Annotated in this window: 26 protein-coding genes; 24 read left to right on the top strand and 2 right to left on the bottom strand. The window is 38.9% G+C overall.

Annotation, left to right across the window (positions count from 1 at the left end):
* Positions 1-131 precede the first annotated feature (131 nt).
* Genes SB717_RS16090 through SB717_RS16060 form a run of 7 tightly spaced genes read left to right on the top strand, consistent with a single transcriptional unit; the run spans position 132 to position 5,081 of the window.
* Positions 132-434: an urease subunit gamma gene (locus SB717_RS16090; RefSeq protein ID WP_074680320.1), complete on the top strand. Its 303-nt coding sequence runs from the start codon at positions 132-134 to the stop codon at positions 432-434.
* 14 nt (positions 435-448) lie between these two features.
* Positions 449-775 (top strand): urease subunit beta, encoded by a 327-nt coding sequence (locus SB717_RS16085; RefSeq protein WP_074680322.1) that lies wholly within the window; start codon positions 449-451, stop codon positions 773-775.
* 1 nt (position 776) lies between these two features.
* Positions 777-2,486: an urease subunit alpha gene (gene ureC / locus SB717_RS16080; RefSeq protein WP_410904201.1), complete on the top strand. Its 1,710-nt coding sequence runs from the start codon at positions 777-779 to the stop codon at positions 2,484-2,486.
* A gap of 10 nt (positions 2,487-2,496) precedes the next feature.
* Entirely contained in the window at positions 2,497-2,943 is a 447-nt protein-coding gene (gene ureE, locus SB717_RS16075) for an urease accessory protein UreE (protein ID WP_074680326.1), read from the top strand.
* Positions 2,936-3,622 (top strand): urease accessory protein UreF, encoded by a 687-nt coding sequence (locus SB717_RS16070; RefSeq protein ID WP_410904200.1) that lies wholly within the window; start codon positions 2,936-2,938, stop codon positions 3,620-3,622. Before ureE ends, SB717_RS16070 begins: the two co-directional genes overlap by 8 nt.
* A gap of 38 nt (positions 3,623-3,660) precedes the next feature.
* Positions 3,661-4,275, top strand: a complete 615-nt coding sequence (gene ureG, locus SB717_RS16065) for an urease accessory protein UreG (protein ID WP_013057654.1) — start codon at positions 3,661-3,663, stop codon at positions 4,273-4,275.
* Positions 4,272-5,081, top strand: coding sequence for an urease accessory protein UreD (locus tag SB717_RS16060; RefSeq protein WP_074680330.1), 810 nt, complete (start codon positions 4,272-4,274; stop codon positions 5,079-5,081). The genes ureG and SB717_RS16060 overlap by 4 nt, the downstream gene beginning before the upstream one ends.
* Positions 5,082-5,335: 254 nt before the next feature.
* On the opposite strand, the gene SB717_RS16055 is transcribed toward SB717_RS16060, so the two are convergent.
* Positions 5,336-5,974: a HoxN/HupN/NixA family nickel/cobalt transporter gene (locus tag SB717_RS16055; RefSeq protein WP_410904199.1), complete on the bottom strand. Its 639-nt coding sequence runs from the start codon at positions 5,972-5,974 to the stop codon at positions 5,336-5,338.
* A gap of 272 nt (positions 5,975-6,246) precedes the next feature.
* Here SB717_RS16055 and SB717_RS16050 point away from each other — a divergent pair, with 272 nt between their 5' ends.
* From SB717_RS16050 to SB717_RS15970, 17 genes are all read left to right on the top strand, one after another.
* Positions 6,247-6,708, top strand: coding sequence for a hypothetical protein (locus tag SB717_RS16050; protein ID WP_045292665.1), 462 nt, complete (start codon positions 6,247-6,249; stop codon positions 6,706-6,708).
* Positions 6,709-6,940: 232 nt separating this feature from the next.
* Positions 6,941-7,708 (top strand): carotenoid biosynthesis protein, encoded by a 768-nt coding sequence (locus SB717_RS16045; RefSeq protein ID WP_410904198.1) that lies wholly within the window; start codon positions 6,941-6,943, stop codon positions 7,706-7,708.
* Complete coding sequence (locus SB717_RS16040) at positions 7,705-8,415, top strand: lysophospholipid acyltransferase family protein (RefSeq protein ID WP_182006218.1); 711 nt, start codon at positions 7,705-7,707, stop codon at positions 8,413-8,415. Before SB717_RS16045 ends, SB717_RS16040 begins: the two co-directional genes overlap by 4 nt.
* Entirely contained in the window at positions 8,391-9,521 is a 1,131-nt protein-coding gene (locus SB717_RS16035; protein WP_410904197.1) for a glycosyltransferase family 2 protein, read from the top strand. Before SB717_RS16040 ends, SB717_RS16035 begins: the two co-directional genes overlap by 25 nt.
* Positions 9,518-10,978 (top strand): phytoene desaturase family protein, encoded by a 1,461-nt coding sequence (locus SB717_RS16030; RefSeq protein WP_410904196.1) that lies wholly within the window; start codon positions 9,518-9,520, stop codon positions 10,976-10,978. Before SB717_RS16035 ends, SB717_RS16030 begins: the two co-directional genes overlap by 4 nt.
* Positions 10,979-11,110: 132 nt before the next feature.
* On the top strand, positions 11,111-11,839 hold the full coding sequence (locus SB717_RS16025; RefSeq protein WP_048019025.1) for a hypothetical protein: 729 nt from the start codon (positions 11,111-11,113) through the stop codon (positions 11,837-11,839).
* A gap of 157 nt (positions 11,840-11,996) precedes the next feature.
* Positions 11,997-12,740 (top strand): sugar phosphate isomerase/epimerase family protein, encoded by a 744-nt coding sequence (locus SB717_RS16020; protein ID WP_410904195.1) that lies wholly within the window; start codon positions 11,997-11,999, stop codon positions 12,738-12,740.
* Positions 12,737-13,696 (top strand): sugar kinase, encoded by a 960-nt coding sequence (locus tag SB717_RS16015; protein WP_074680342.1) that lies wholly within the window; start codon positions 12,737-12,739, stop codon positions 13,694-13,696. The genes SB717_RS16020 and SB717_RS16015 overlap by 4 nt, the downstream gene beginning before the upstream one ends.
* A gap of 2 nt (positions 13,697-13,698) precedes the next feature.
* Entirely contained in the window at positions 13,699-14,979 is a 1,281-nt protein-coding gene (locus SB717_RS16010; RefSeq protein ID WP_013083743.1) for an MFS transporter, read from the top strand.
* Between the two features lie 26 nt (positions 14,980-15,005).
* The gene (locus tag SB717_RS16005; protein WP_074680344.1) at positions 15,006-15,650 is read left to right on the top strand and encodes a bifunctional 4-hydroxy-2-oxoglutarate aldolase/2-dehydro-3-deoxy-phosphogluconate aldolase; all 645 of its coding nucleotides are present in this window, start codon (positions 15,006-15,008) and stop codon (positions 15,648-15,650) included.
* 101 nt (positions 15,651-15,751) lie between these two features.
* Complete coding sequence (locus SB717_RS16000) at positions 15,752-16,762, top strand: LacI family DNA-binding transcriptional regulator (protein WP_034266759.1); 1,011 nt, start codon at positions 15,752-15,754, stop codon at positions 16,760-16,762.
* A 102-nt stretch (positions 16,763-16,864) separates the two neighbouring features.
* Positions 16,865-17,500, top strand: coding sequence for a 3-hexulose-6-phosphate synthase (hxlA, locus tag SB717_RS15995; protein WP_074680346.1), 636 nt, complete (start codon positions 16,865-16,867; stop codon positions 17,498-17,500).
* Positions 17,500-18,048 (top strand): 6-phospho-3-hexuloisomerase, encoded by a 549-nt coding sequence (hxlB, locus tag SB717_RS15990; protein ID WP_074680348.1) that lies wholly within the window; start codon positions 17,500-17,502, stop codon positions 18,046-18,048. The genes hxlA and hxlB overlap by 1 nt, the downstream gene beginning before the upstream one ends.
* Before the next feature lie 340 nt (positions 18,049-18,388).
* Positions 18,389-19,360: a DHH family phosphoesterase gene (locus SB717_RS15985; RefSeq protein WP_410904194.1), complete on the top strand. Its 972-nt coding sequence runs from the start codon at positions 18,389-18,391 to the stop codon at positions 19,358-19,360.
* A gap of 21 nt (positions 19,361-19,381) precedes the next feature.
* Positions 19,382-20,131 carry an SDR family oxidoreductase gene (locus tag SB717_RS15980; RefSeq protein ID WP_410904193.1) on the top strand — a complete coding sequence of 250 codons (750 nt, stop codon included), beginning with the start codon at positions 19,382-19,384 and terminating at the stop codon, positions 20,129-20,131.
* Between the two features lie 466 nt (positions 20,132-20,597).
* Positions 20,598-21,245: a nitroreductase family protein gene (locus SB717_RS15975; protein WP_410904192.1), complete on the top strand. Its 648-nt coding sequence runs from the start codon at positions 20,598-20,600 to the stop codon at positions 21,243-21,245.
* Between the two features lie 426 nt (positions 21,246-21,671).
* On the top strand, positions 21,672-23,243 hold the full coding sequence (locus tag SB717_RS15970) for an APC family permease (protein WP_028412838.1): 1,572 nt from the start codon (positions 21,672-21,674) through the stop codon (positions 23,241-23,243).
* Between the two features lie 58 nt (positions 23,244-23,301).
* On the opposite strand, the gene SB717_RS15965 is transcribed toward SB717_RS15970, so the two are convergent.
* Entirely contained in the window at positions 23,302-23,865 is a 564-nt protein-coding gene (locus SB717_RS15965) for a YdcF family protein (protein ID WP_410904191.1), read from the bottom strand.
* Positions 23,866-23,918 lie beyond the last annotated feature (53 nt).

The following is a 23,918-nucleotide window of genomic DNA, read 5'->3' as shown; positions in this document are numbered from 1 at the left end:
CTTTTTTTACAGGAAGAGATAAATTCTTTGTCTTTTGTCAGAAAATTTATTATAATTAGTCATATGTTTATGTTAGAAAACATAACACTTGATGTGAATTAAAAAATAGATTAGAAGAAAGGAAGCTTTCATTGAAACTTACGCCGCGAGAACAAGAAAAATTAATGATTGTCGTAGCTGCCGACTTGGCAAAACGCCGTCAAACAAGAGGATTAAAGCTTAATTATCCTGAAGCAGTAGCTATTATTACATATGAAATTATGGAAGGAGCCCGTGATGGCAAGACGGTAGCTCAGCTAATGAGAGAAGGCACCAATATTTTAAAACGGGAAGATGTAATGGAAGGTATTCCGGAAATGATTCATGATATTCAAGTGGAAGCGACCTTTCCAGACGGAACCAAGCTCGTCACTGTTCATGATCCAATTCGTTAAGAGGAGGGAAAGATATGATTCCAGGGGAATACGTCTTAAAAAAAGAACCGATCACATGTAATAACAGAAAAAAATCGATCAGCGTGACTGTAATCAATAGAGGAGACCGCCCTGTTCAAGTAGGCTCACACTTTCATTTTTTTGAAGTAAATGCTGCACTCGAATTCCCCCGCGAAGCTACGCTTGGGTATCATTTAAATATTCCCGCTGGTACAGCCGTTCGCTTTGAGCCAGGTGATGCAAAAGAAGTTGATCTCGTTGCTTTCTCCGGAACAAGAGAAATTTACGGTCTGAACAATAAAACAAACAAATCGCTTTCTAATGGAAAGGAAGATGTATAAGATGAGTTTTCAAATGTCGCGACGTCAGTATGCAGATATGTTTGGACCAACGGTTGGAGATGCTGTTCGTTTAGCAGACACAGAGCTATTTATTGAAATTGAAAAAGATTTCACAACCTACGGAGATGAAGTAAAGTTTGGCGGAGGAAAAGTGATTCGTGACGGAATGGGCCAGCATCCTCTTGCAACGCGAAGTGAAGCAGCGGACTTAGTGTTGACAAATGCCATTATCGTTGATTATACAGGCATATATAAAGCAGATATTGGAATAAAAGATGGACTCATTCAAACCATCGGAAAAGCGGGCAATCCCCTGTTGATGGATGAAGTAGACATCGTCATTGGTGCGAGTACGGAAGTAATTGCAGCTGAAGGGAAGATTGTAACCGCCGGCGGTATTGATGCGCATATTCATTTCATTTGTCCCCAGCAAATTGAAACTGCTCTTGCCTCTGGCGTGACCACAATGATCGGAGGAGGAACCGGACCCGCTACAGGAACAAAAGCTACCACTTGTACACCCGGGGCGTGGCATATTGAACGAATGCTTGAAGCTGCTGAAGCATTTCCGATGAATATTGGCTTTTTAGGAAAAGGAAATGCCAGTGCCAAAGAGCCTTTAATTGAGCAAATTGAAGCTGGAGCGATTGGGTTAAAGCTTCATGAAGACTGGGGAACCACGGCATCTGCCATCGACACAAGCCTGCAGGTAGCAGACGAGTACGATGTTCAAATTGCGATTCACACAGATACTTTAAATGAAGGCGGTTTTGTTGAAGATACGATTGCAGCAATTGGTGATCGCGTCATTCACACTTATCATACTGAAGGAGCTGGAGGCGGACATGCACCTGATATTATGGAAATGGCAAGCTTTCCAAACGTACTTCCATCATCAACTAATCCAACAAGACCCTATACGGTCAACACGCTTGAAGAACATTTAGATATGCTCATGGTCTGTCATCATCTTGATCCCGTTGTACCAGAAGACATCGCTTTTGCTGATTCCCGTATTCGCAAAGAAACGATTGCAGCTGAAGATATTTTACATGATTTAGGTGTATTCAGTATGATTTCTTCAGATTCTCAAGCAATGGGACGTGTAGGAGAAGTGATTACACGAACGTGGCAAACAGCTGATAAGATGAAAAAGCAGCGAGGAAAACTTGATGGTGATAGCGAAGCTGGCGATAACGCACGTGTCAAACGCTATGTAGCTAAATATACAATTAATCCAGCTATCGCTCATGGAATTTCCGAATACATAGGATCGGTAGAAACAGGAAAAATGGCTGACTTAGTCCTATGGGAGCCAGCGTTTTTTGGGATAAAGCCTGACTTGATTGTAAAAGGCGGTTTGATTGCACACAGCTTAATGGGAGATCCTAACGCTTCAATTCCAACCCCGCAGCCGGTTTTATACCGTCCGATGTTTGCTTCTTATGGAAAAGCAAGAGCTAAAACGTCTCTTACGTTTGTGTCAAAAGCAGCCTACGAAAAAAGAGTAGGAGAGAAACTTGGATTACAAAAGCTGCTTAAACCGGTAAAAGATATTCGTCAATTAAAGAAAACAGATATGAAGTTAAACGGGGAAATGCCTAAAATTGAAGTTGATCCCCAAACGTACGAAGTAAAAGTAGATGGGCAAATGATTACATGTGAAGCAGCAGAAGTTGTACCTATGGCGCAGCGATACTTTTTATTTTGAGGTGAAAAAAATGGTAATCGAAAAAATTATCGGAAATATAGCAACATTAGAAAAACGAGCTCCACATATAGAAAAGGTATATATCGAAAGTGATCACTTAGTAAAGCGCGTTCAGCGCGTTGTAACAGATCACGGTAAAGAACTAGGAATTCGTCTAAAAGAAAATCGCGAGTTAGTTGATGGTGATGTGCTATTTATGGATGAAAGCAATATGATTGTTGTCCATGTGCTGGCAGACGATATTTTGACCATTCAGCCGATTGATATTCAGCAGATGGGAGAAATTGCTCATCAGCTTGGGAACCGCCACTTGCCGGCGCAGTTTGAAGGTAGAGACATGCTCGTACAGTACGATTATTTAGTCGAAGAACTGCTTCAGCAGCTCGATATTCCCTATAAGCGTGAAAAAAGAAAAGTAAAACAAGCTTTTAAGCATATCGGACACAGTCATGACTAATTCATTGCTTTGGCTGATTCAGCTATGCGATTCAAATTTCCCATCGGGTGCATTTTCGCATTCGTTTGGTTTTGAAACGTATATTCAGCGAAATCAAATTTACAATACAGCAACCTTTCAAGAAGCGCTTCGTACATACCTTGATGTTCAGTTGACGTATACGGACGGTTTAGCATGCAGGCTGGCTTATGAGTATGCTGCTCATGACCAGTTTAACGAAATTATGAGAATTGATCATGAACTATACGCTCTTGCTTTGTCAAAAGAAACAAGAGAAGGGACAAGACGGGTGGGCCAGCGCATGTTAAAGCTTTGCTTAGAGTTATTTCAAGGCTCTTATTTAGAAAAGTATATGAGTGAAGTAAAAGCAAAAAAGGCATACGGACATCCTGCTGTTGTATTTGCATTAGCCAGCCTGCAGTTAAATATTACAAAAGAAGAGGCAATTTTAAGTCACTTATACGCTAGCATCTCTTCTTTAATTCAAAATGCAGTCCGCGGCATACCAATCGGCCAAACGGATGGGCAAAAAACGCTCGTTCTTTTTCAGCCGATGCTGCAGCACGCGCTTCAGCATATTTTGCAAGCAGATCAAGAGGAATTTGGTGCCGTGACACCAGGGTTAGAAATTGCTCAAATGCAGCATGAACAGTTGCATGTTCGATTGTTCATGTCATAAAAAAGGAGGGAAAGCCTTCTAACGACGAAGGCGTAAAAATGAATGCAATTAAAATTGGAATTGGTGGACCTGTTGGTGCAGGGAAAACAATGTTAGTAGAACGATTAACGCGTGCACTAGAAGGACAGCTAAGCATGGCAGTCGTTACAAACGATATTTATACAAAAGAAGATGCACAGTTTCTAGTGAAAAACAGTATTTTGCCGGAAAATCGTATCGTAGGAGTAGAAACAGGAGGATGTCCTCATACGGCTATTCGAGAAGATGCATCCATGAACTTTGCTGCAATCGATGAGTTGGTGGAACGTCACCCCGATGTTGAACTTATTTTTGTAGAAAGCGGAGGAGATAATTTAGCCGCAACGTTTAGCCCAGAGCTCGTTGATTTTTCGATTTATATCATCGATGTAGCACAAGGAGAAAAAATCCCGCGTAAAGGCGGTCAAGGAATGATTAAATCTGATTTATTCATTATCAACAAAACAGATTTAGCCCCGTACGTAGGAGCCAGTTTAGAAGTAATGGAAAAAGATACAATCCAAGCAAGAGGGCACAAGCCTTTTGTTTTCACCAATTTAAAAGAAGATAAAGGGCTCGACCAAGTGATAGAATGGATCAAAAAAGAGGCCTTTTTAATCGGCCTTGAATCATGAGCTACACGGGTTATTTAGAGCTTCGAGCAGAAAGAAACAGTGAGCGAACCGTTATTAAAGATACTTATCATTACGGGGCTTTCAAAGTTGCCAGACCTATTTACATGACTCCTGAATCACCTTTTGTTTATATGCTTCACGTAGGCGGAGGATACGTGAGCGGAGACAAATATAAAACGGTGATAACGGTCGAGAAAAATGCTCAGCTAACGGCTACTACTCAATCTGCGACAAAGGTTTACAAAACACCGAACGAAGCTGTTTTACAAGAAACGTATATAACCCTTGAAGAACAATCCATCATGGAATATATACCAGACCCGCTTATTTTGTATGAAAATGCTGAATTTGTCCAAGAAATAACGGTTCATATGGCGGAAAACGCTGCTTTATTTATGTGCGACAGCATCACCCCGGGGTGGTCGCCGGATGGGCAGCTGTTTCAATATACCTCTATGCGTTCCAAGCTTAAACTGTATGTAAACAAGCAGCTGAAGGTATATGATCATTTATACTTAAATCCAGAAAACCATTTGCGCGGCATGATGAAAATGGAAGGGTATACTCATTTTGGATCAATTATCATTGTTCATCCAAACGCCGACGACGCATTTATAGCGAAAGTACATCAGCTGTGCGAAGAGGCAGGCTGTAAAGCAGGAGGTTCCGCACTCCCAATTTCCGGATGTGCTATTCGAATACTAGCTGCTAGTACACAAGAAGTGGAAGAGATAGTCATCAAAGTATACGGATTGTTCCGGCAGGAGTTATTAAAAGCTGAAGTATCACTTTTGCGTAAGTATTAAAGTGCCTACAAAAAAGTATAGTAGTTAAAGAAAAATCCGAACGAACTGGACTCTTGATAGAGAATCAAATTCGTTCGGATTTTTTATTGGCAGGGTGAACGTAGGTTTCCTGTATGTAGCTTCTTCTAGCAGTTGATTAGAGGACAAAGCGGCGTCTTGCACAGAAATCAACTGCTTTTGAACAAGCAGTCGAGATCATTTATCCTACTTATTCGTCTTTAGATTAAATTGTTTTCATTATGTTTCATTCTTTGCTAGAACCACAGACTAAATAGTCCGTCGCTTACACCTAGATTATACATATAATAGAGCCCAAATATAATGCTGACAGCACCTGTTACCTGCATCAAACAGCGGTTTAACGTGACTTGCTTTTTAGTTGTAACGAATGGAATCCCAATAACCGTTGTAAATAACAGCATGCCAAGACAAGTGCCGATTCCAAAAATGATAATGTACAGAGCACCTTGCCATACGTGAATAACGGTGCTCATCGTTACTACAACCATCGCTGCGCTTCCGGCCAGTCCATGAACAAAGCCAATGCCTAATGACTTTAAGTAGGACGTTTTTTCGTGATGCGTATGCACTTGTTTTTTGTAAGACAGAAATGATGTAAAACCGAGATAAACGAGCATAATGCCCACTAAAAATTCAAGTGACATGCTCATGCGTTCAGAGATACTGCTTTTTAACACTATTAAAATCATGCCAAAAATAAACAGCGTAAGCGTATGGCCGATCCCCCAGTATACTCCTGCAAGCGAAGAGCGCCACAGCTTTTTACTTTTTGAAGCAATGGTTGATACAGCAATAATATGATCTGGTTCTAAAGCATGCTTGATTCCTAAAAAAAACCCTAGTATTAAAATTGAAAAAAAACTTGTTTCCATGTCAGCTTTCTCATCCTTTCGTACGTATAAAACTAGTATATCGCATGCTTTTGTTTTAATAAACAGAAAATTCTAAATAAAAATATCTAGTCGAATAGCTAAACTATTTATCAATTTACAATAAGTTACAAATATTAAAGGAGATGTAGTATAAAAAATTTACATTTACAAAAACTATAAGTAAATTATTGTGAGGTTGATAACTATGGACAAAATTTCTATTGATATCATGCTGTGGAGTTCTTTTATACGTCAAAATGTTAGGATAGAACGTGACTAGACTAGAAGCTCTTTTATGGAGCATTGCGTTGCCGGGCTTTGGACAATTACTAAACAAAAAACATATAAAAGGAATTTTGTTTATTGTACTTGAATTTCTCATTAATATGGGCGCAAATTTTAATGAAGGCATTCGCTTAAGCTTTTTAGGGGAAACAAGACAATCCCTAGAGGTAATGAACATGCAGTGGTTAATGTTTTATCCATGTTTATATTTTTTTGCAATTTGGGATGCTGTTAAAGAAGCAGAAAACGGCGCATCGAGATTTACATTTATTCCTTTTGTCTCCTGTGCTTATTTTGTTACAGTAGGCATTATGTATTCCTCAGTGACAACCATCAACGGTGTTTTTATAGGCCCAATTTGGCTCCCTATGCTGTCTGTTGTACCGGGACTGGTCATTGGACTCATTGCCAAAAAGCTATTAGAAGTGTATATACATAAGAAAAAATAAACGTCATTTCAATCTATTCATCCGTAGATTTTAATGGACGTTTATTTTATTTTTGTTTATAAATAAGTAATAAAGTCTCTTATTTAGGGAACGTACTAACAGTGGCTATTTTTACATAATCTTAAGAAAGTGTGTTCTACTCGTAGAAAAGAGCACATTGAAAATGGAGAGAATGTGTACAAGCTTATATAATAGCAACTTAATAAAAAGAAGTTGGAGAGAAGGTGAATCGATGATTACAAATGGTATTTATCGTTTTTTTCTTGTTTGGTACGTATGCGGAGTCGTTTTGCTTTCCTTTGATTTGCTGCCTTCATGGTTAGAATGGGCAAATGCTGTTTTTTTACACTTGAGCAGTCTTCTTGCTCTTATTTATCTAGCTAAGGCCTATGGAATAAGGCGGGCACTGGTCGTTGCGGTATTTGTGACAGGCGCATCTATTTATGTCGAAAGTCTAGGTGTTAAATATGGATTTTTATTTGGATCCTACGATTATGAAAAAGATTTTGGCGCCAAAATTTTAGGAGTTCCTCTGACCATTGGATCGGCTTGGTTTATGGTCGTAATCACAAGCAGAATATTAGCTCTCGGAATTATGAAGCGTATGGAGCTGCCGTTTATTGTCCATGGAATTGCCTATGCAGTCATTGGTTCACTTTTTGCTGTTATTATGGATTTGGCTATTGATCCCGTTGCCTATGTTGTTAAACAATATTGGGTATGGGAAGGGGACAGCTTTTATTATAATATTCCTTTATCCAATTTCTCCGGATGGTTTTTACTGTCTTTCTTCATTCAGCTGGTCATATATTTCTTTTTAGCTAAGGTTCCTAAAGAAGAAGAGCCGGTGTGGGAAAAAAGAATGGTGTTTTTGTATAGTGCAGTCGTCATGATGTTTGTAATTGTAGCGTTAGTAAATGGCCTGTGGCTTGTGGTATGGCTGACGATGATTCCTTTTCTTATTCTTTATATTGTGTATAAAAAGGAGACTCGCTTATGATTTATCCGAAGAAAAACTCAATATTTGAGCGCTTTTTTCAATTCTTTGTCACATATCAGCTCAAAAAACAGTTTTATCGTATTCATTTACATATAGAAGAGCTCCCAAAAGATAAAAAATTTTTATTAATTGCTAATCATTCCAGCTGGTGGGACGGTTTAGTGACATTTTATCTAAATAACGCGGTATTAAAAACAGACCTATACGCTATGATGTCTGAACAAGGAATGAAGGATTTTCCTTTTTTTCAACGAATCGGGGCTTTTTCAGTAAATGCAGCGTCTCCGAAGCATATAGTGGAATCGTTAAGGTTTGCCAGTAAGCTGTTAGAAGAGAAAAAAACGGTGCTTGTTTTTCCTCAAGGTAAAGAAGAGCATCTTGAGAAAAGGCCGTTAGCTTTTTCTGAAGGGCCTGCTTTTCTTCTAAAAAAGCAACCTGACGTTGAAGTTATTCCCATTACATATTATTATACGTTCCGCCATGATCAGCGACCGGAGCTTTTTATCTGGGTAGGGCAAGCTGTTTTTTACGACTCAGCCAATGCAAGAGAAGATATAACCAAAACGCTAGCCGGTGCAGTCACTGCTCAGCTCGATCATCAAAAACAAAAAATCATTCAAAAAAACGACGAGGAATTTACGACTTTATTAAAAGGCCGAAAGACGCTTAGCGAGTGGTTAACGTGGTGGAAAGCGAAGGTGAAATAATGATTTACTATATGCTTTTATTTATTTTTATGCTGCTTCTAACCATTGTAAATATTCAAGCAATGCCTAAATTAAAAAGATACGAGCCGGATTTTAAAACCCCTCAGCCTCTCATTTCTATTTTGATTCCAATGCGAAATGAAGAACGAAATGTAAAGAGAATCATTTCCTCTATTAAAGGATTAACGTATAGCAATCTAGAATGTGTCATACTAGACGATCAGTCCACAGATCAAACACGAACAGAGCTGTTGAAAGAAATTCACGGCGATCCGAGGTTTACCATCATAGAAGGAAAAGCGTTGAGAGAGGGTTGGGTCGGAAAAGTTCATGCCTGTCACCAGCTGTCGCAAGCTGCAAATGGAGACTATTTATTATTTGTAGATGCCGATGTACAGCTCAAAGAACGCACGCTAGAACATACTTTAGCCACAGCACAAGCGACAAAAGCCGTTCTTTTAACAGGTTTCCCTCGTTTTCCCGTAAAAACGTGGTTAGAAGCATTGGTCGTTCCGCTTCAGCATGTGGTTGTTTTTAGTTATTTACCGGTTGTCGTAGCTAATCGTAACAAGATGAGCAAAGCTTCAGCTGCTCACGGTGCTTTTATGTTTATAAAAAAAGAAGCTTATGAGATCGCAGGAGGACATGAAGCTGTTAAATCTTCACTAGTAGAAGATGTACATCTAGCCCAGCTTTTTAAGCAAAAGAAACAGCGCGTTATTTTGGCCAATATTACGTCTCACGTTAGCTGTTATATGTATGAAACAACAGAAGAAGTATGGAATGGGTTTGCTAAAAACATCTTTGTAGGTTTGGGACGCTCCGCTAAAGCAGTTTGGATACTGAGCGTTTTTTTTGCCTGTTACTATGTGCTACCGCTTCCTTTTTTTATAGCAGGAATATTCACAGGCAACATACTTTGGATTCTTCCTTTTTGCATTATGCTTTTTCAGCGGTTTTTAATTGACCGGTCGGCTCAGCAAAAAGGGCTTTTGTTTCTTACAATGCCGGCGTCGGCAATTGTGCTGATGCTGCTCATGAACCATTCTATGAAGCGTGAACGAAAAAAGCAGGGATATGAATGGAAAGGAAGGCATTACCAATGAAAAAAGTACTAATTGTCGGGGCAGGATTAGGCGGATTAGCTGCAGGCGTTCTTCTTCAAACAAAAGGGTTCGATGTCACAATCGTGGAAAAAAACAAGCACGTAGGCGGAAAAATGATGCCTGTGCAGCTAGGAGAATATTCTTTTGATTTCGGGCCTAATACCATTACAATGCCAGAAGTTTTTCAGTGGTTATTTGAGCAAGCGGGCGAACGTGCAGAAGACTATATGCCTCTTGTCAAATTAACGCATCATACAAATAATTTTTTTACTGACGGCTCACAATTTTCCATGTCTATCGATGAAAGAAAAATGATTCAGCAGCTTGAACGTCTCGATCCCTTTGCTGCGAAGCAATACCCTGCCTATTTAAAAGAAGTAAAAAGAATATACGACATTGCAAAAAGTCAATTTTTCTACCGGACATTTTCATCGTGGAAAGATTACACAAACCCTTCTCTATTAAAAGCACTGCTGCAAGTAAGGCCGTTTGAAACAGTAGATACGTTTCATCAGCGTTTTTTTCAAAACGAAAACATTCGAAATGCATTTAATCGATATGCAACCTATATCGGATCTTCACCTTATACATCGCCCGCCACGTTTTCACTGATTGGACACTTAGAAATGAATGATGGCGTGTACTATGTAAAAGGAGGAAATACTAGAATTGCAAAAGGGCTGGGACATGTGTTCCAAAAAGCTGGAGGAAAGCTGTATACAAACTGCAGCGTTACTGAAATAGTAGTAAAAAATAAGCGGGCTGTCGGAGTGGAAGTGAATGGAGAAGAAAAGATAGACGCGGATATCGTTATTGTGAACGGGGACTTGCTAAAAGCCTATCCCGCACTCGTAAAAGAGCAGGATAGACCTCATTTTAAAAACAAAAAAGCAGCTGAATTTGAGCCTTCCATATCAGCCTATGTAATTATGGCAGCAGTTAAAAAGCGCTTTTCTCAGCTGATTCATCATCAAGTGTACTTTTCCCAGGATTACAAGCAGGAATTCTATGAGCTATTTCAACAAAAAACGCTTCCAACCGACCCTACCGTTTACGTTTGTAATTCTTCATATACCGATAACACGGTAGCTCCGGGTGATAATTTATTTATTTTAGTGAATGCCCCTGCTGTGAAAGAAGAGAATCAAGAAGAAATGAAAGCTTACAGAGAAGTTGTCTATCGCAAGCTTTCTCAGTTTGGTTTAGATATCGAGCCTTTGCTTGTACACGAACGAATTGTTACTCCATATGAAATTGAACAAACGTTTGGTGCATTTAAAGGCGCTTTATATGGCGTGAGTTCAAACCGGAAAATGGATAGTTTTCTTCGTCCAAGCAACGTCTCAAAAGATGTTAAAAACTTATATTTTGTAGGAGGAACGACTCACCCTGGAGGAGGATCTCCTATGGTCACAATTAGCGGTATTAATGTAGCTACGCTTATTTCCTCTTCCTAATTGATAAATCAGGATTGTCAAAAAGTTTAGTTTTTTGGTACTATAAGAAAGGGCAGAGGCTGTTAACCACCTGTTCTTACGGATGGAAAAAAATGTTACATAATGAAGTTGAAAAGGTGATTACATAACTATATGATTGTATTTACGTGTCTTATTATTATCATAAGCATTATTCGTCCGTACTTGGAGAGCGTGACTGTTAAGCGAATTGCTTCAGAAGGCAAAAAAATTCGCTACTACAAAGAACAGTTCTTTTTTTATGTGCTAATTTTACTATTTTATATTGCGGTGATGGTATACCATGCGGTTCCATTTTCTATGTTGGGTTTGCAGGGAGTATATCTAGATACGATTCACCGGACGGCTCCGTATCCAGCATGGATTGAATATTTGCTGCTTTTAATCTTTGCAGGCTTTATCATTCTTTCCATTATGCTTCAATGGATGAAAGATCATGGAGAAACGGTTTTTGTGGAACAGGAGATGCCCACGTCAATTGAGGCAACCGTTCCTAAAACAGAAAGAGAGCAAAAGTGGTGGCTTGCATACAGCGGTATTTCCAGCTTTGTAGAAAGCACCGTCTATTTTCCTAGCTTTTATTTATATAGTCACTATGTATTAGCCATTCAAAATACATGGGTGTTGGCTATTTTAATTGGTATTGGTTATTTCCTATCACAGCTAGCTTTTCAGCGTGACCGTTTGAGTGTCCAGACGCTGTTGGTTGGTATCGGGCTAGGCGCTTTATTTATCATGACAAAGTCAGTTGTAATCATGGTCTTGTACTATGGTTTTAGTTTCTTAATCTATGATATTTATCAACAAGATCGCAATTTAGTAAAAAGCACAGAGGATCATTAAGAAACAACACGGCATAACGCTGTGTTGTTTCTTTTTTTATAAATTATAAAAAAAGCTTGAAAAGCGCTTTCAATAGTCTTATAATTTAGATAAATCGATTTACTAAACCGGTTTAGTAAGTGGTTAGCTAGTATAATTAAGAAAGGTAGGTCGATTTATGAATCGTATCATTATTCCTTTAAATGCATTTGAAACGACAAGCTCTCAGCACACCATGATTGGGAGAATATATGAACAGCAAGTACATGGAGTGGAAATTCGAAGAGAGTTAATGAAAAAAGTAGATCAAGAGATTGAGCTTATTGCTGAAGAATTAAAAAAATATCCGCTTTTTACAGTATATTCGGCTCCAATTGAACTGTGGAAAGAAAATGGAGAGTTAAACAAACAAGAATTAAAAGCTATTCTTGAAGAAGCCGTATCACTTGGCGCTCAGTGGGTAAAAGTTTCTCTTGGTTTTTATCAGCCACAATCACCTATAGGAGATTTGCAGGAGCTATTGCAGGCATTTCCAGCTTTGTGTCTATTTGTGGAAAACGATCAAACCAGTTACGGAGGCAACATAGCATCTCTACACGCATTTTTTGATAACGCTTACGAAGTTCCTGTCTCTATGACGTTTGATATTGGTAACTGGCTTTATGTACAGGAACGACCCCAGGAAGCAATCAAAAAGCTAAGGTCATTTGTAGGCTACATTCATATTAAACACGTAATAAAAAATTGCGGAAAGCTAGTGACAAACTCTATATCAAACGATTCAACTGAAATGTGGAAAGATATTTTGAAAGGGTTTTCTCATTCGATTTTTAAAGCTTTAGAGTTTCCAATCGATGAACCGGAACAAATTCCCGGCTTCATTTCATTGGTGCAAGCAGTAGAACAGGAGGAAGTTCAATGAATTCATTAGACGTTATTACCTTCGGAGAAGCAATGGCGATGTTCATGGCAGAACAACCAGGACCGCTGCATGAGATTAAGCATTATACAAAAGAGCTGGCCGGAGCCGAAACAAATGTAGCAATTGGTCTCGCTCGTCTCGGTCTGCGCGCAGGCTGGGCGAGCAAAGTCGGCAACGATCCTTTCGGTACGTTTATTATGAAACGGCTACAAGAGGAGTCAGTCAACACCGATTGTGTACTAGTAGATAGCGAACATTCAACAGGCTTTCAAATTAAATCTAAAGTGGAAGTGGGAGATCCGGAAGTTTGTTACTTCCGAAAAAATTCAGCAGCCAGTCACTTGCACCCAAGCGATTTTAATCAAAACTATTTTTTAGCGGCAAAACATATGCATATGACAGGCATACCGCTTGCTGTGTCAGCAAGTATGCGTGAATTTGCTCTACACGCGCTTACCTCGATGAAAGCAGCTGGCAGAACGGTTTCCTTTGACCCGAACCTGCGACCGACTCTTTGGACATCGAAGGAAGAAATGATTTTTATAATCAACGAAGCTGCTAAACAAGCAAACTACGTTCTGCCGGGTATTGAAGAAGGGAAAATTTTAACCGGATACAAAAATGCAGAAGACATCGCTTCTTACTATTTAGATGCAGGCGTAGAGCTTGTCGTTATTAAACTAGGTGAACAAGGAGCCTTCTTTAAGACAGCAAGAGAGCAAGGAATGGTTGAAGGAATTAAAGTGAAACAAATAGTGGATACAGTCGGTGCAGGAGACGGCTTTGCAGTAGGGCTGTTAAGCGGACTTCTTCAAAATAATTCTCTTACTCAGTCTGTCATGAGAGCAAATGCTATTGGGTCATTAGCTGTACAAAGCCCTGGAGATAACGACGGATATCCAACTGAACAGCAGTTGCAAAAATATATGGAATTCCAAAAACAAGGAGTGAAGTGATAATGAAACAGCAGCTAGCAAAAAAAAGATGGCTTCGGTTAATTCCTATCGTATTTATTACGTATAGCCTTGCATATTTAGACCGTGCAAACTATGGGTTTGGAGCAGCGGCAGGGCTGGCAGAAGATCTTCATATTACGCCAGGTATTTCGTCTTTATTAGGATCGCTCTTTTTCTTAGGTTATTTCTTTTTCCAAATTCCAGGCGCTCACTATGCTGAAAATAAAAGTGCCAAAAAGCTGATTTTTTGGTCTCTGATTTTATGGGGAGCACTTGCTACAGCTACTGGTATGGTAAGCCACGTTGGGTTTTTGTTTGTTATTCGATTTGCTTTAGGGGTAGTTGAAAGTGCCGTTATGCCTGCTATGCTAGTGTTTTTAAGCCACTGGTTTACAAAAGCAGAACGTTCTAGAGCCAACACGTTTTTAATTTTAGGAAACCCGGCAACCGTTCTTTGGATGTCGATTGTTTCTGGGTATTTGCTAGAATCGTTTGGCTGGAGATGGATGTTTATTTTAGAAGGTTTTCCGGCTGTTATTTGGGCATTTTTATGGTGGAAACTAGTAAACGATGAGCCAAAAGATGCTGGCTGGCTGTCGAAAAAAGAAAAAGCAGATTTACATGATGCGCTGCAAAAAGAACAAGAAGGAATCAAACCTGTTAAAGGCTATAAAGAAGCTTTCAAAAATCGTACCGTTATTTTATTGAGCATTCAATATGCTTTATGGAGTATTGGCGTCTATGGATTTGTTATGTGGCTGCCGTCTATTATTAAAGCAGCGCCTAACATGAGTATAGTAAAGACCGGCTGGTTAGCATCTGTTCCTTACGTATTAGCAGTCGTACTAATGTTAACGGTTTCATATTTATCAGATAAGTTTTTAAAACGAAGCGCGTTTGTATGGCCGTTCTTATTGGTAGGAGCGCTTGCCTTTTACGGATCTTATTTAGTTGGCACAAGCAACTTCTGGCTTTCTTTTACCTTACTCGTTATCGCCGGAGGAACGATGTACGCTCCGTACGGACCGTTCTTTGCGATTATTCCTGAAATTTTACCGCGTAATGTTGCCGGAGGAGCAATGGCTTTAATCAATAGCATGGGCGCACTTGGTTCATTTGCCGGTTCTTATATTGTAGGATTTTTAAATGGATCAACAGGAGGATTTGGCGCTTCATATATCTTTATGGCCGGATCATTATTCCTTGCAGCAGTTTTAACTATTGTCGCAACGAAAAAGCCAAGAGAAGTTCAAAGTGTAAAGCCAGTTGAAACAACGGCTTAATGTAACGATAGAAAAGGAGAATTGAGATGCATATTGAGAAAATTACAAGTAGCGGTATTGTAGCGGTCATTCGAGGAGCAAGCGCTGAGCGAATTATTCCGCTTGCCTACGCGTTAAAAGAGGGCGGAGTAACAAACCTAGAAATCACAATGGAAAACCCTGCTGCTGTAGAGGTTATTAAAGAATTGAAAAATGAATTTGACGACTCAATGTTTATTGGAGCAGGAACTGTTCTCGACGAAGAAACAGCTCGAATTGCAATTATGGCAGGAGCATCATTTATTTTTTCTCCTACGGTGAACGAGCGAACAATTAAAACGGCTAAAAGATACGGAATCATTAGCGTTCCGGGCGCTTTTACACCTACTGAAATACTAACAGCCTATGAATGCGGCGCAGATATGATTAAAGTCTTCCCGGCAAGCGTAGTAGGTCCCGCCTATTTTAAAAATATAGCAGGACCGCTTCCTCACATTCCATTAATGCCAACAGGAGGCGTTACAGCTGAAAATGCGGGCGCTTATATTAAAGCTGGAGCAGCTGCTATTGGGGCAGGAAGCACATTAGTGGATGGAAAGCAGCTTCCAACTCCTGAATACTTACTTCAAGTAACAAGGGAAGCGAAACGTTTTACTCATGAAATTCAAGAAGCTAGGCTTGCGTACGCTTAATAAATAAAGCCTTCTGCTATCAAGAAGGCTTTTCCTTTTTCGTTTTTTTCGTTTACACTAGGAGTAGCATAATTTTAGGGATTGAATGAAAAGGACGGATTATGATGCAAAAAGTTACTATGCTTGATGTCGCAAAAGCAGCAAATGTCTCCAAAAGCACCGTATCACAATACATTAACAAGCGGTATGAATATATGGGTGAAGAAACACGAAAGAAAATTAAAGAAGCGATCGATACACTGGGCTATCAGCCCAACTATCTAGCACGGAGCTTAAAACAAAAGCGAACGTCAATGATTGGGATTATTGTCGCAAATATTATGCACAGGTTTTCTACTGAAGTCATTCGTGCCATTGAAGACTATTGCCATTCGCAAGATATACATGCCATCATCTGCAACGCAGATGATGACCCTGATAAAGAAAAGAAATATATTAATATGTTAAAAGCAAAGCAAGTAGATGGCCTTATTTTATTTCCAACGGGTGCCAATACTTCTCTTTATGAGCAGATGATCAAAGAAGAATACCCAGTTGTTATTATGGATCGTAAAATTCATGATGTAAAAGGAAAAATTCCATCCGTAGTGGCGAACAACCAAGAGGCCACAAAACAGGCTATTTTGCATCTGCTCGAGCTTGGACATAAGCATATAGCGATTATTACAGAACCATTAACTATTACACCCCGGATTGAACGTGTAGAAGGGTACAAAGAAGCGTTAACATCAGCCAATATGCCTGTAAATGAATTCATGATTATTAACTGCAAAAAAGCGGACATGCAAAAAGCGCTGGAGAAGCTATTTGCAGCCGATAATCCGCCGACAGCGCTGCTTGCTGGAAACGATTTAGTGTTCATTGAAGTACAGAAATTTATTAAACAACACGGATTTAATATCCCAAATGATTTATCTTTAATTGTTTATGATAATATTCCTTACGCAGATGTAGCAACGCCTGCCGTTACCACGATTTCGCAGCCTGCTTTTGACATGGGAACAAAAGCAGCAGATTTACTTATTAAGCAAATTTTGAAAGAAAAGATAGCTTATGAAGAGTATCAATATGAGTGTGAATTAATTATTCGAGAAACAACGTTGTCGCATTAAGCTAAAAAGAGCGCCTATGGCGTGCTCTTTTTAGCCCATCAAAACATTAGATTTTTTTACGTTGTTACTAAACCGGTTTAGTAGAAAGTGAGGAGAAGGAATATGAAGATACAATTAGCATTAGATCGCGTCACAATTGAAGAAGCTATTATCCTTGCCAAGCTGGCAGAACCCTCTGTTGATTGGATTGAAGTAGGTACATCTCTTATAAAAGAGTATGGAATTGAAAGCATTTATAAAATCAAACAGGCATTTCCGCACAAGATGATTGTAGCAGATATCAAAACGATTGATAACGCAGAGTATGAATTTACAATGTGCTATCAGGCAGGAGCAGATATAGCAACAGTCATGGGCGTATCACCTTTACCCACGATAGAGACATGTGCAAATGTCAGCGAAAAATGGAATAAAAAAATGATGGTTGATTTATTAAACACGTCAAGCAGCTCGCAAAAGCAAGTAAGTATTTATAGAAACGCTATTTTCTGCCATCATATCAGCAAAGATGAGCAAGAAAAAGAAGGAAAATCGCTGAGTCAAATAAATTTGCGTCGGTATTTTCATTCAGATGCGCAAATAGCAGTAGCAGGAGGAATTAATCCAGCCTCAGCAGCAGCATTACTTCAAATGAAGGCAGATGTTGCGATTATTGGATCAGCGATTACAAAAAGTTCGGATGTGGCAAAGGCATCTGCTGAATTTCAAGACTTATTTATGAGCAGGGGGAACGTATAATGACAAAAACACAAACGATTTTACACGAAATTACGACCGTAATGAATCACATAAAAGAGCCTCAAATAGAAGAAGTAGCATTTTCACTTTACCAAGCGAAACGAATTTTTGTTATAGGCGAAGGTCGCTCAGGGTTAATGGGCAAATCATTTGCGATGAGACTAATGCATTTAGGTGCAACAGTATACGTTGTGGGGGAGACTATTACTCCTTCGATTGCAGCAGGTGACGTATTGGTGGCTGTATCAGGCTCAGGAAAAACACAGCAAGTAGTGAGTGTAGCAAAAAAAGCGAAAGAAGTAGGATGTTCAGTTATCGGCATTTCAGCTAGTACAGAATCACCATTAACTGCTCATACTGATGAGCTTTTACACATTCCCGCTGCAACCAAATACCGAAGCGAAAATGAAGCAGCTTCTATTCAGCCGCTTGGTTCATTGTTTGATCAATGTGCTCATGTTGTATTTGATACGATTTGCTTAGAATACGGGAATTTGAACCACACGAATCATGAACAGGCGTTTAAGCAGCACAGCAATTTAGAGTAAGTGGAAAGAGGCTGAAAAAAGTAGGTTATTTAAAAGAAAATCCGAACGATGAATCGAGATTCTTGATGGAGAATCACATTCGTTCGGATTTTTTCATTGGTATTGGTGAGCGTAGGTCTCATGTGTGTAGTTTCTTCTAGCTGTTGATTGAATCGATGTAGTTATGTCTCACTCTCTTTTGATACAAGTAAGTCTAGGTCTAAACGTTTACTTTACTTTTGGTTATTGCGAATATATTCCTTCTCTTCAAAGTAAATAACAGCATTTTTATGTTGAAATTGCTATAATATACAAGCCGGTACATATACTAAGGCGACTGAAAATAAAGGAGTTTTGATTAATGACAAAAATAAAATTAATTTCACATAACGATTTAGACGGGGTAAGTCCAGCACTGTTGGGTCGGTTAGCGTTTGGCGACGACAACTTTGATTACAGCACCGTAAGCATAGGTCGCATCAATGACACAGTGACGCATTTTATTGAAGAAGAAAACGATGGAGACACAGCTTTATACATAACGGATATTAGCGTAAACGATGAAGTAGCGGAAAAATTAAATGAACTGGTAAAAAAAGGACAGCAAATCACTCTTATTGACCATCATATTTCTGCTCTTCCGCTAGCTGAGAAATATGATTGGGTTCATGTTATTGCAGAAGATGAAAATGGTAAAAAGACGGCAGCTACATCTCTTTTTTACGACTACTTAGTGCGCCGCAACATGCTTCAAAAAACGGAGCTGCTTGATGAATACGTAGAACTTGTGCGCTTATTTGATACGTGGGACTGGTTCCATGAAAATAATTTGAAAGCAAAGCGCCTCAATCATCTATATTATCTAATCCCGCATGAAGAATTTAAAGAGACCATTCTAGAAACGCTTCGTGAATCGTATCATACTGAAAATCAAGAATTTACGTTTACGGACAAACACGAAATTTTACTAGAAGCAGAAGAAAAGAAGATTGAAAAATACATTTACGACAAGCAAAAACAAATTATAAAAGAAAGTGTTAAAATTGCTAAAACAGCATACAACGTAGGCATTGTATTTGCAGATACATATCAGTCTGAGCTAGGAAACGCACTGTGTCTAGAAAACGAAGATATCGACTTTTCCGTTATGGTGGACATGGGGCGCCAAAAGATTGGCTTCCGTGCAGTAAAAGACGAAATCAACTTAGCCGAAATTGTTGGGCACCTTGGAGGAGGAGGTCATCCAAAAGCTTCTGGATGCAAGTTAACGGCTGAAACGTTTGCTCTTTTCGTCACGGATCACTTGTTTAAAGACGAAGAAAAAAGTGAATAAAGCGTATAAGGAGGAGATGATATGTCGTTTAAAGATTTAGTTGTTGTTGTTACCGGAGCTGCGAACGGAATAGGTAAAGATGTGTCACGCGCATACGCGAAACAAGGAGCAAAAGTGGTACTGGCAGATGTGGACGAAATCGAAGGCGAGCGTCATGCAGAGGCTATTCAAAGACAAGGCGGAGAAGCCATTTTTGTAAAAACAGACGTCCGAAAAGAAAGCGACATTTTACATCTCGTTAAAAAAACGGTCAGTACGTACGGAACGATACATATTTTAATTAATAATGCAGGTGTTTCCCGCTGGAAATCACCGTATGATCTAACCATTGATGAATGGGATGACATTATCAATACGAACCTGCGCAGCGTGTTTCTATGCTCTCGCGAAGCAGCTAAGGTGATGAGAAAAAACAAAAGCGGAGGCTCCATTGTAAACTTAGCTTCTACGAGAGCTACAATGTCTGAACCTCACACCGAAGCCTATGCCGCTACAAAAGGCGGCATCGTTGCTTTAACTCATGCACTTGCCATTTCGCTTGGTGATGACAACATCACGGTAAATGCTATTTCTCCAGGATGGATCGAGACATCTGACTACGATGGCCTTCGTGAAATCGATCATACGCAGCATCCTTCTAATCGAGTTGGAACGCCGGCGGATATCTCAAGAGCGTGTATGTACTTAACAAACGCTGAAAATGATTTTGTAACAGGAGCTAACCTCGTAGTAGACGGGGGAATGACGCGAAAGATGAATTATGAACATTAAGTATCTATAAAAAAAGCTGAAATAAAAGTATTTTAGACGAAGTGAAAAAATGAACCCTTGATCAAAATTTTTGATTAGCGGTTCGTTTTTTTATTACGGTGAACGTAGGTTTCACCTGTTTCGTTCCTTCTAGCAGTTGATTGAAGGGCACGACGAAGACTCCTGCGGAAAAAGCGGTTCAGCTCATATATCCCATTTGTTCATTTTAGATTGGATTCATTTCGTTATGTCTCAACCTCTTTTGATGATTAACAAAAAAATAATAATTTTTCTGTTGACAGGTAATAATAATCATTGTAAAGTAAGTTACATAAAGTAATTAAATTTCAATTAGTATTTTTTTAGTTTAATATCTCGAATTAGAGATATAAGAATTCATTATATCTTGTTTATCTCCTTTTATCAGGGGGAAGGGTATAAACATGCAATTTAAGGTTAAAAAAACAAACAATTAGGAGTGTGGAAAATGGGTTTTTTAGATAAATTATTTGATAAATCAAGTGATCAACAACAGGCTGGAAAAGATTTTTATGAAGCAATTAAAAACCGACGTTCTATTTATGCAATTGATAAAAATGTAAAAATATCAGAAGAAAAAATTGAAGAAATTATTAACTTTGCGGTGAAACATACTCCTTCAGCATTTAATTCCCAAAGCGCACGCGTAGTCGTTTTATTTGGCGAACAGCATGATAAAGTATGGGATATTACAAGGGAAACGCTTCGTAAAATTGTTCCAGCTGAAAATTTTTCAGATACGGATCAAAAAATGAACTTATTCGGAAGCGGCTATGGAACAGTTCTTTTCTTTGAAGATCAAGAAGTAGTTGAAGGGCTGCAAAAGCAGTTCGCATCTTACAGTGAAAATTTCCCGGTTTGGTCTAACCAATCATCCGGCATGCTGCAGCATGTGATTTGGACAGCGCTTGAGCTCGAAGGCCTAGGAGCAACATTGCAACATTACAATCCATTGATTGATGATGAAGTAAAAGCAGCTTGGCATATTCCAAGCTCATGGAAATTAATTGCCCAAATGCCATTTGGTAATCCCGTGGCACCTGCGGGTGAAAAAGAATTTCAACCGCTAAGTGAACGTGTAAAAGTATTTAAATAAGCAAAAAAAGAGGCACGGACAAAATTATTTTAGCTGAAGCAAAATCCGAACGATAAATCGTTCGGATTTTTTTATTGGTATGGCAAGCGTTGGGGTTGCGTATGTAGCCGCTTCTAGCGGTCGATTTCGTTATGTCCCAGACCTTTTTTTTACAACAAATAGTTTGAATATTCTTTTATGTTTAACCTAAGAAAAATGCGGTTAAATAGGAGGAGTAGTCCTCAAATCTTCTGTGGAATTTATGCGCTATACATAAGCAATTCAACGATGTTTTACAAAAAAATAAAGTTTTTAACTTGGTTTTTTAGAGAATATTTGTTAACATATCCACTTGTGAGGTCTTAGTAAGAGGAGGATGATGTAAAGAATCCCATATCGGACGCAAGGGCGTAGATGTGTGGAGTGGAAATTTTAAAGGAGGATATTATGTCTGATCAAGGAAATCAAGGAAAGTTTAAAAAATCAATATCGTTACTTGACCTAACGTTAATTGGGATGGGGGCTATTTTTGGTTCCGCCTGGTTATTTGCGGTTAGTAACGTAGCGTCAAAGGCTGGTCCAGCCGGAAGTTTTTCGTGGCTGATTGGCGGAGTCATTATTTTACTTATCGGTTTAGTGTATGCTGAACTTGGAGCAGCGCTGCCGCGTACCGGTGGAATTATCCGTTATCCGGTTTACTCACACGGTCATTTAGTGGGTTACTTAATTTCATTCATTACCATTATTGCTTACACTAGTTTGATTGCCATCGAGGTAACGGCTGTACGTCAGTATGTTGCTTTTTGGCTTCCTGGTCTAACTAAACATGGTTCTGAATCGCCTACTACAATCGGCTGGTTATTTCAGTTCGCGTTATTAACGCTATTTTTTATCATTAACTACGTAAGTGTAAAAGCATTTGCTAAGTCAAATGTTATTATATCTGTGTTCAAATATGCGGTTCCTCTTACAATTATCGTCGTGTTAGCTTATCACTTTAAATCAGCTAACTTTACAACTGGCGATTTTACTCCGTTTGGTTTTAATGGTATTCAAGCAGCCATTTCAACAGGTGGCGTTATGTTTGCTTACCTAGGACTTCACCCTATTGTTTCTGTAGCCAGTGAAGTTAAAAATCCGCAGCGTAATATTCCAATCGCGCTCATTATCTGTATTGTACTTTCAGCGATTATTTACACAGCACTGCAAGTATTGTTCATTGGTAACATCCCGGCTGATATGCTATCAGGAGGGTGGGGAACAATTCAAGAGCAATTCTCTTTACCATTTAAAGATATTGCACTTATTTTAGGCCTTGGCTGGTTAGTAACGCTTGTTATTTTTGATGCTATTTTATCACCAGGCGGTAACGGGAACATCTTCATGAATACAACTTCTCGTTTAGTTTATGCTTGGTCTCGTAATGGAACACTATTTAAACGTTTTTCAAAAGTAGATAAGAAAACAGGAATTCCACGTGCGTCACTATGGCTATCATTTGGAATGTCCGTATTCTGGACACTGCCATTTCCTTCTTGGGAAGCGCTAGTAAACGTATGTTCAGTGGCACTTATTCTGTCTTATGCGATTGCGCCAATTTCAGCTGCTGCATTCAGAGTAAATGCAAAAGACCTTAAAAAGCCTTTTAAATTAAAAGGTATGAGCGTTATTGCTCCTGTTTCATTTATCTTCTGTTCATACATCGTATATTGGTCAGGATGGACGACAATTTCTTGGCTTCTAGGATCACAGCTTCTAATGGTTGTTATCTACGTAGCATTTAAGAAATACGTACCAACTGACGTTGTAAAATTTGCACAGCAGCTTAAATCTGCTTGGTGGCTAGTTGCTTATTATATTATTATGCTTGTTATCTCTTACCTAGGCTCATTTGGTGGAGGACAGGGTGTGCTAAGCAACCCGCTTGACTTAATTTTAATTGCTCTTGTTTCAATCGGTATTTTCTACTGGGCGAAATACACAGGTTTACCAAAAGCAGTTATCGATACAGATGATTAATAAAAAACACGGCATGAATTCATGCCGTGTTTTTTATTTGTACAGGGGTGTACTCTATTTATTTATCAAACAGCCACGTTTTTAAGATAGCAGCATACTCACGAAAGTAGGCTTGAAGTTTAATTGAATTTGGTGTCTTTGCACCTAAAGAATAAACATCATAACCCTGACGTTTAGCAATAATAGAGGCGCGAAATAAATGAAAATCACTGCTAACAAGCACGACTTTTTTGTGTTGAATATCAACTTTCTTTTTAGTGAAAGTGAAATTCTCAAAAGTAGAAGTTGACTGATCCTCTTTTATAATTCGATTCTTTTTAATTCCTTCTTTTCGTAGAAAACGATAGGCTGCTTCTGCTTCAGAAATTTCTTCATCGGATCCTTTTCCACCCGTTACGATAACTTTTGTTTGTTTATGAGTCTTTAAATAAGATAAAGCCGTTTTTGCTCGTTCTTTTAAACTAGGAGACATTTGATCTCCATCTACTTTCGAACCTAAAATAAGCACATAATCTGCTTTTTGCGGAACAGGCTGATGAGCGGTTTGATACATACAAAAAGACATGATTACAGCATAAAGAACAAGCAAACTAATAAAGATATAAATGATTTTTTTCTTCAACTACGAGCACCTTCCTAACTATTTCATAAGATGTTTGGAAAATAATTGTTATT

The sequence above is a fragment of the Priestia sp. SIMBA_032 genome, from assembly GCF_046535215.1.
GTDB lineage: Bacteria > Bacillota > Bacilli > Bacillales > Bacillaceae_H > Priestia > Priestia aryabhattai.
The sequence above is the reverse complement of the archived record's forward strand: the minus strand, read 5'-3'. Positions and strand labels throughout refer to the sequence as shown.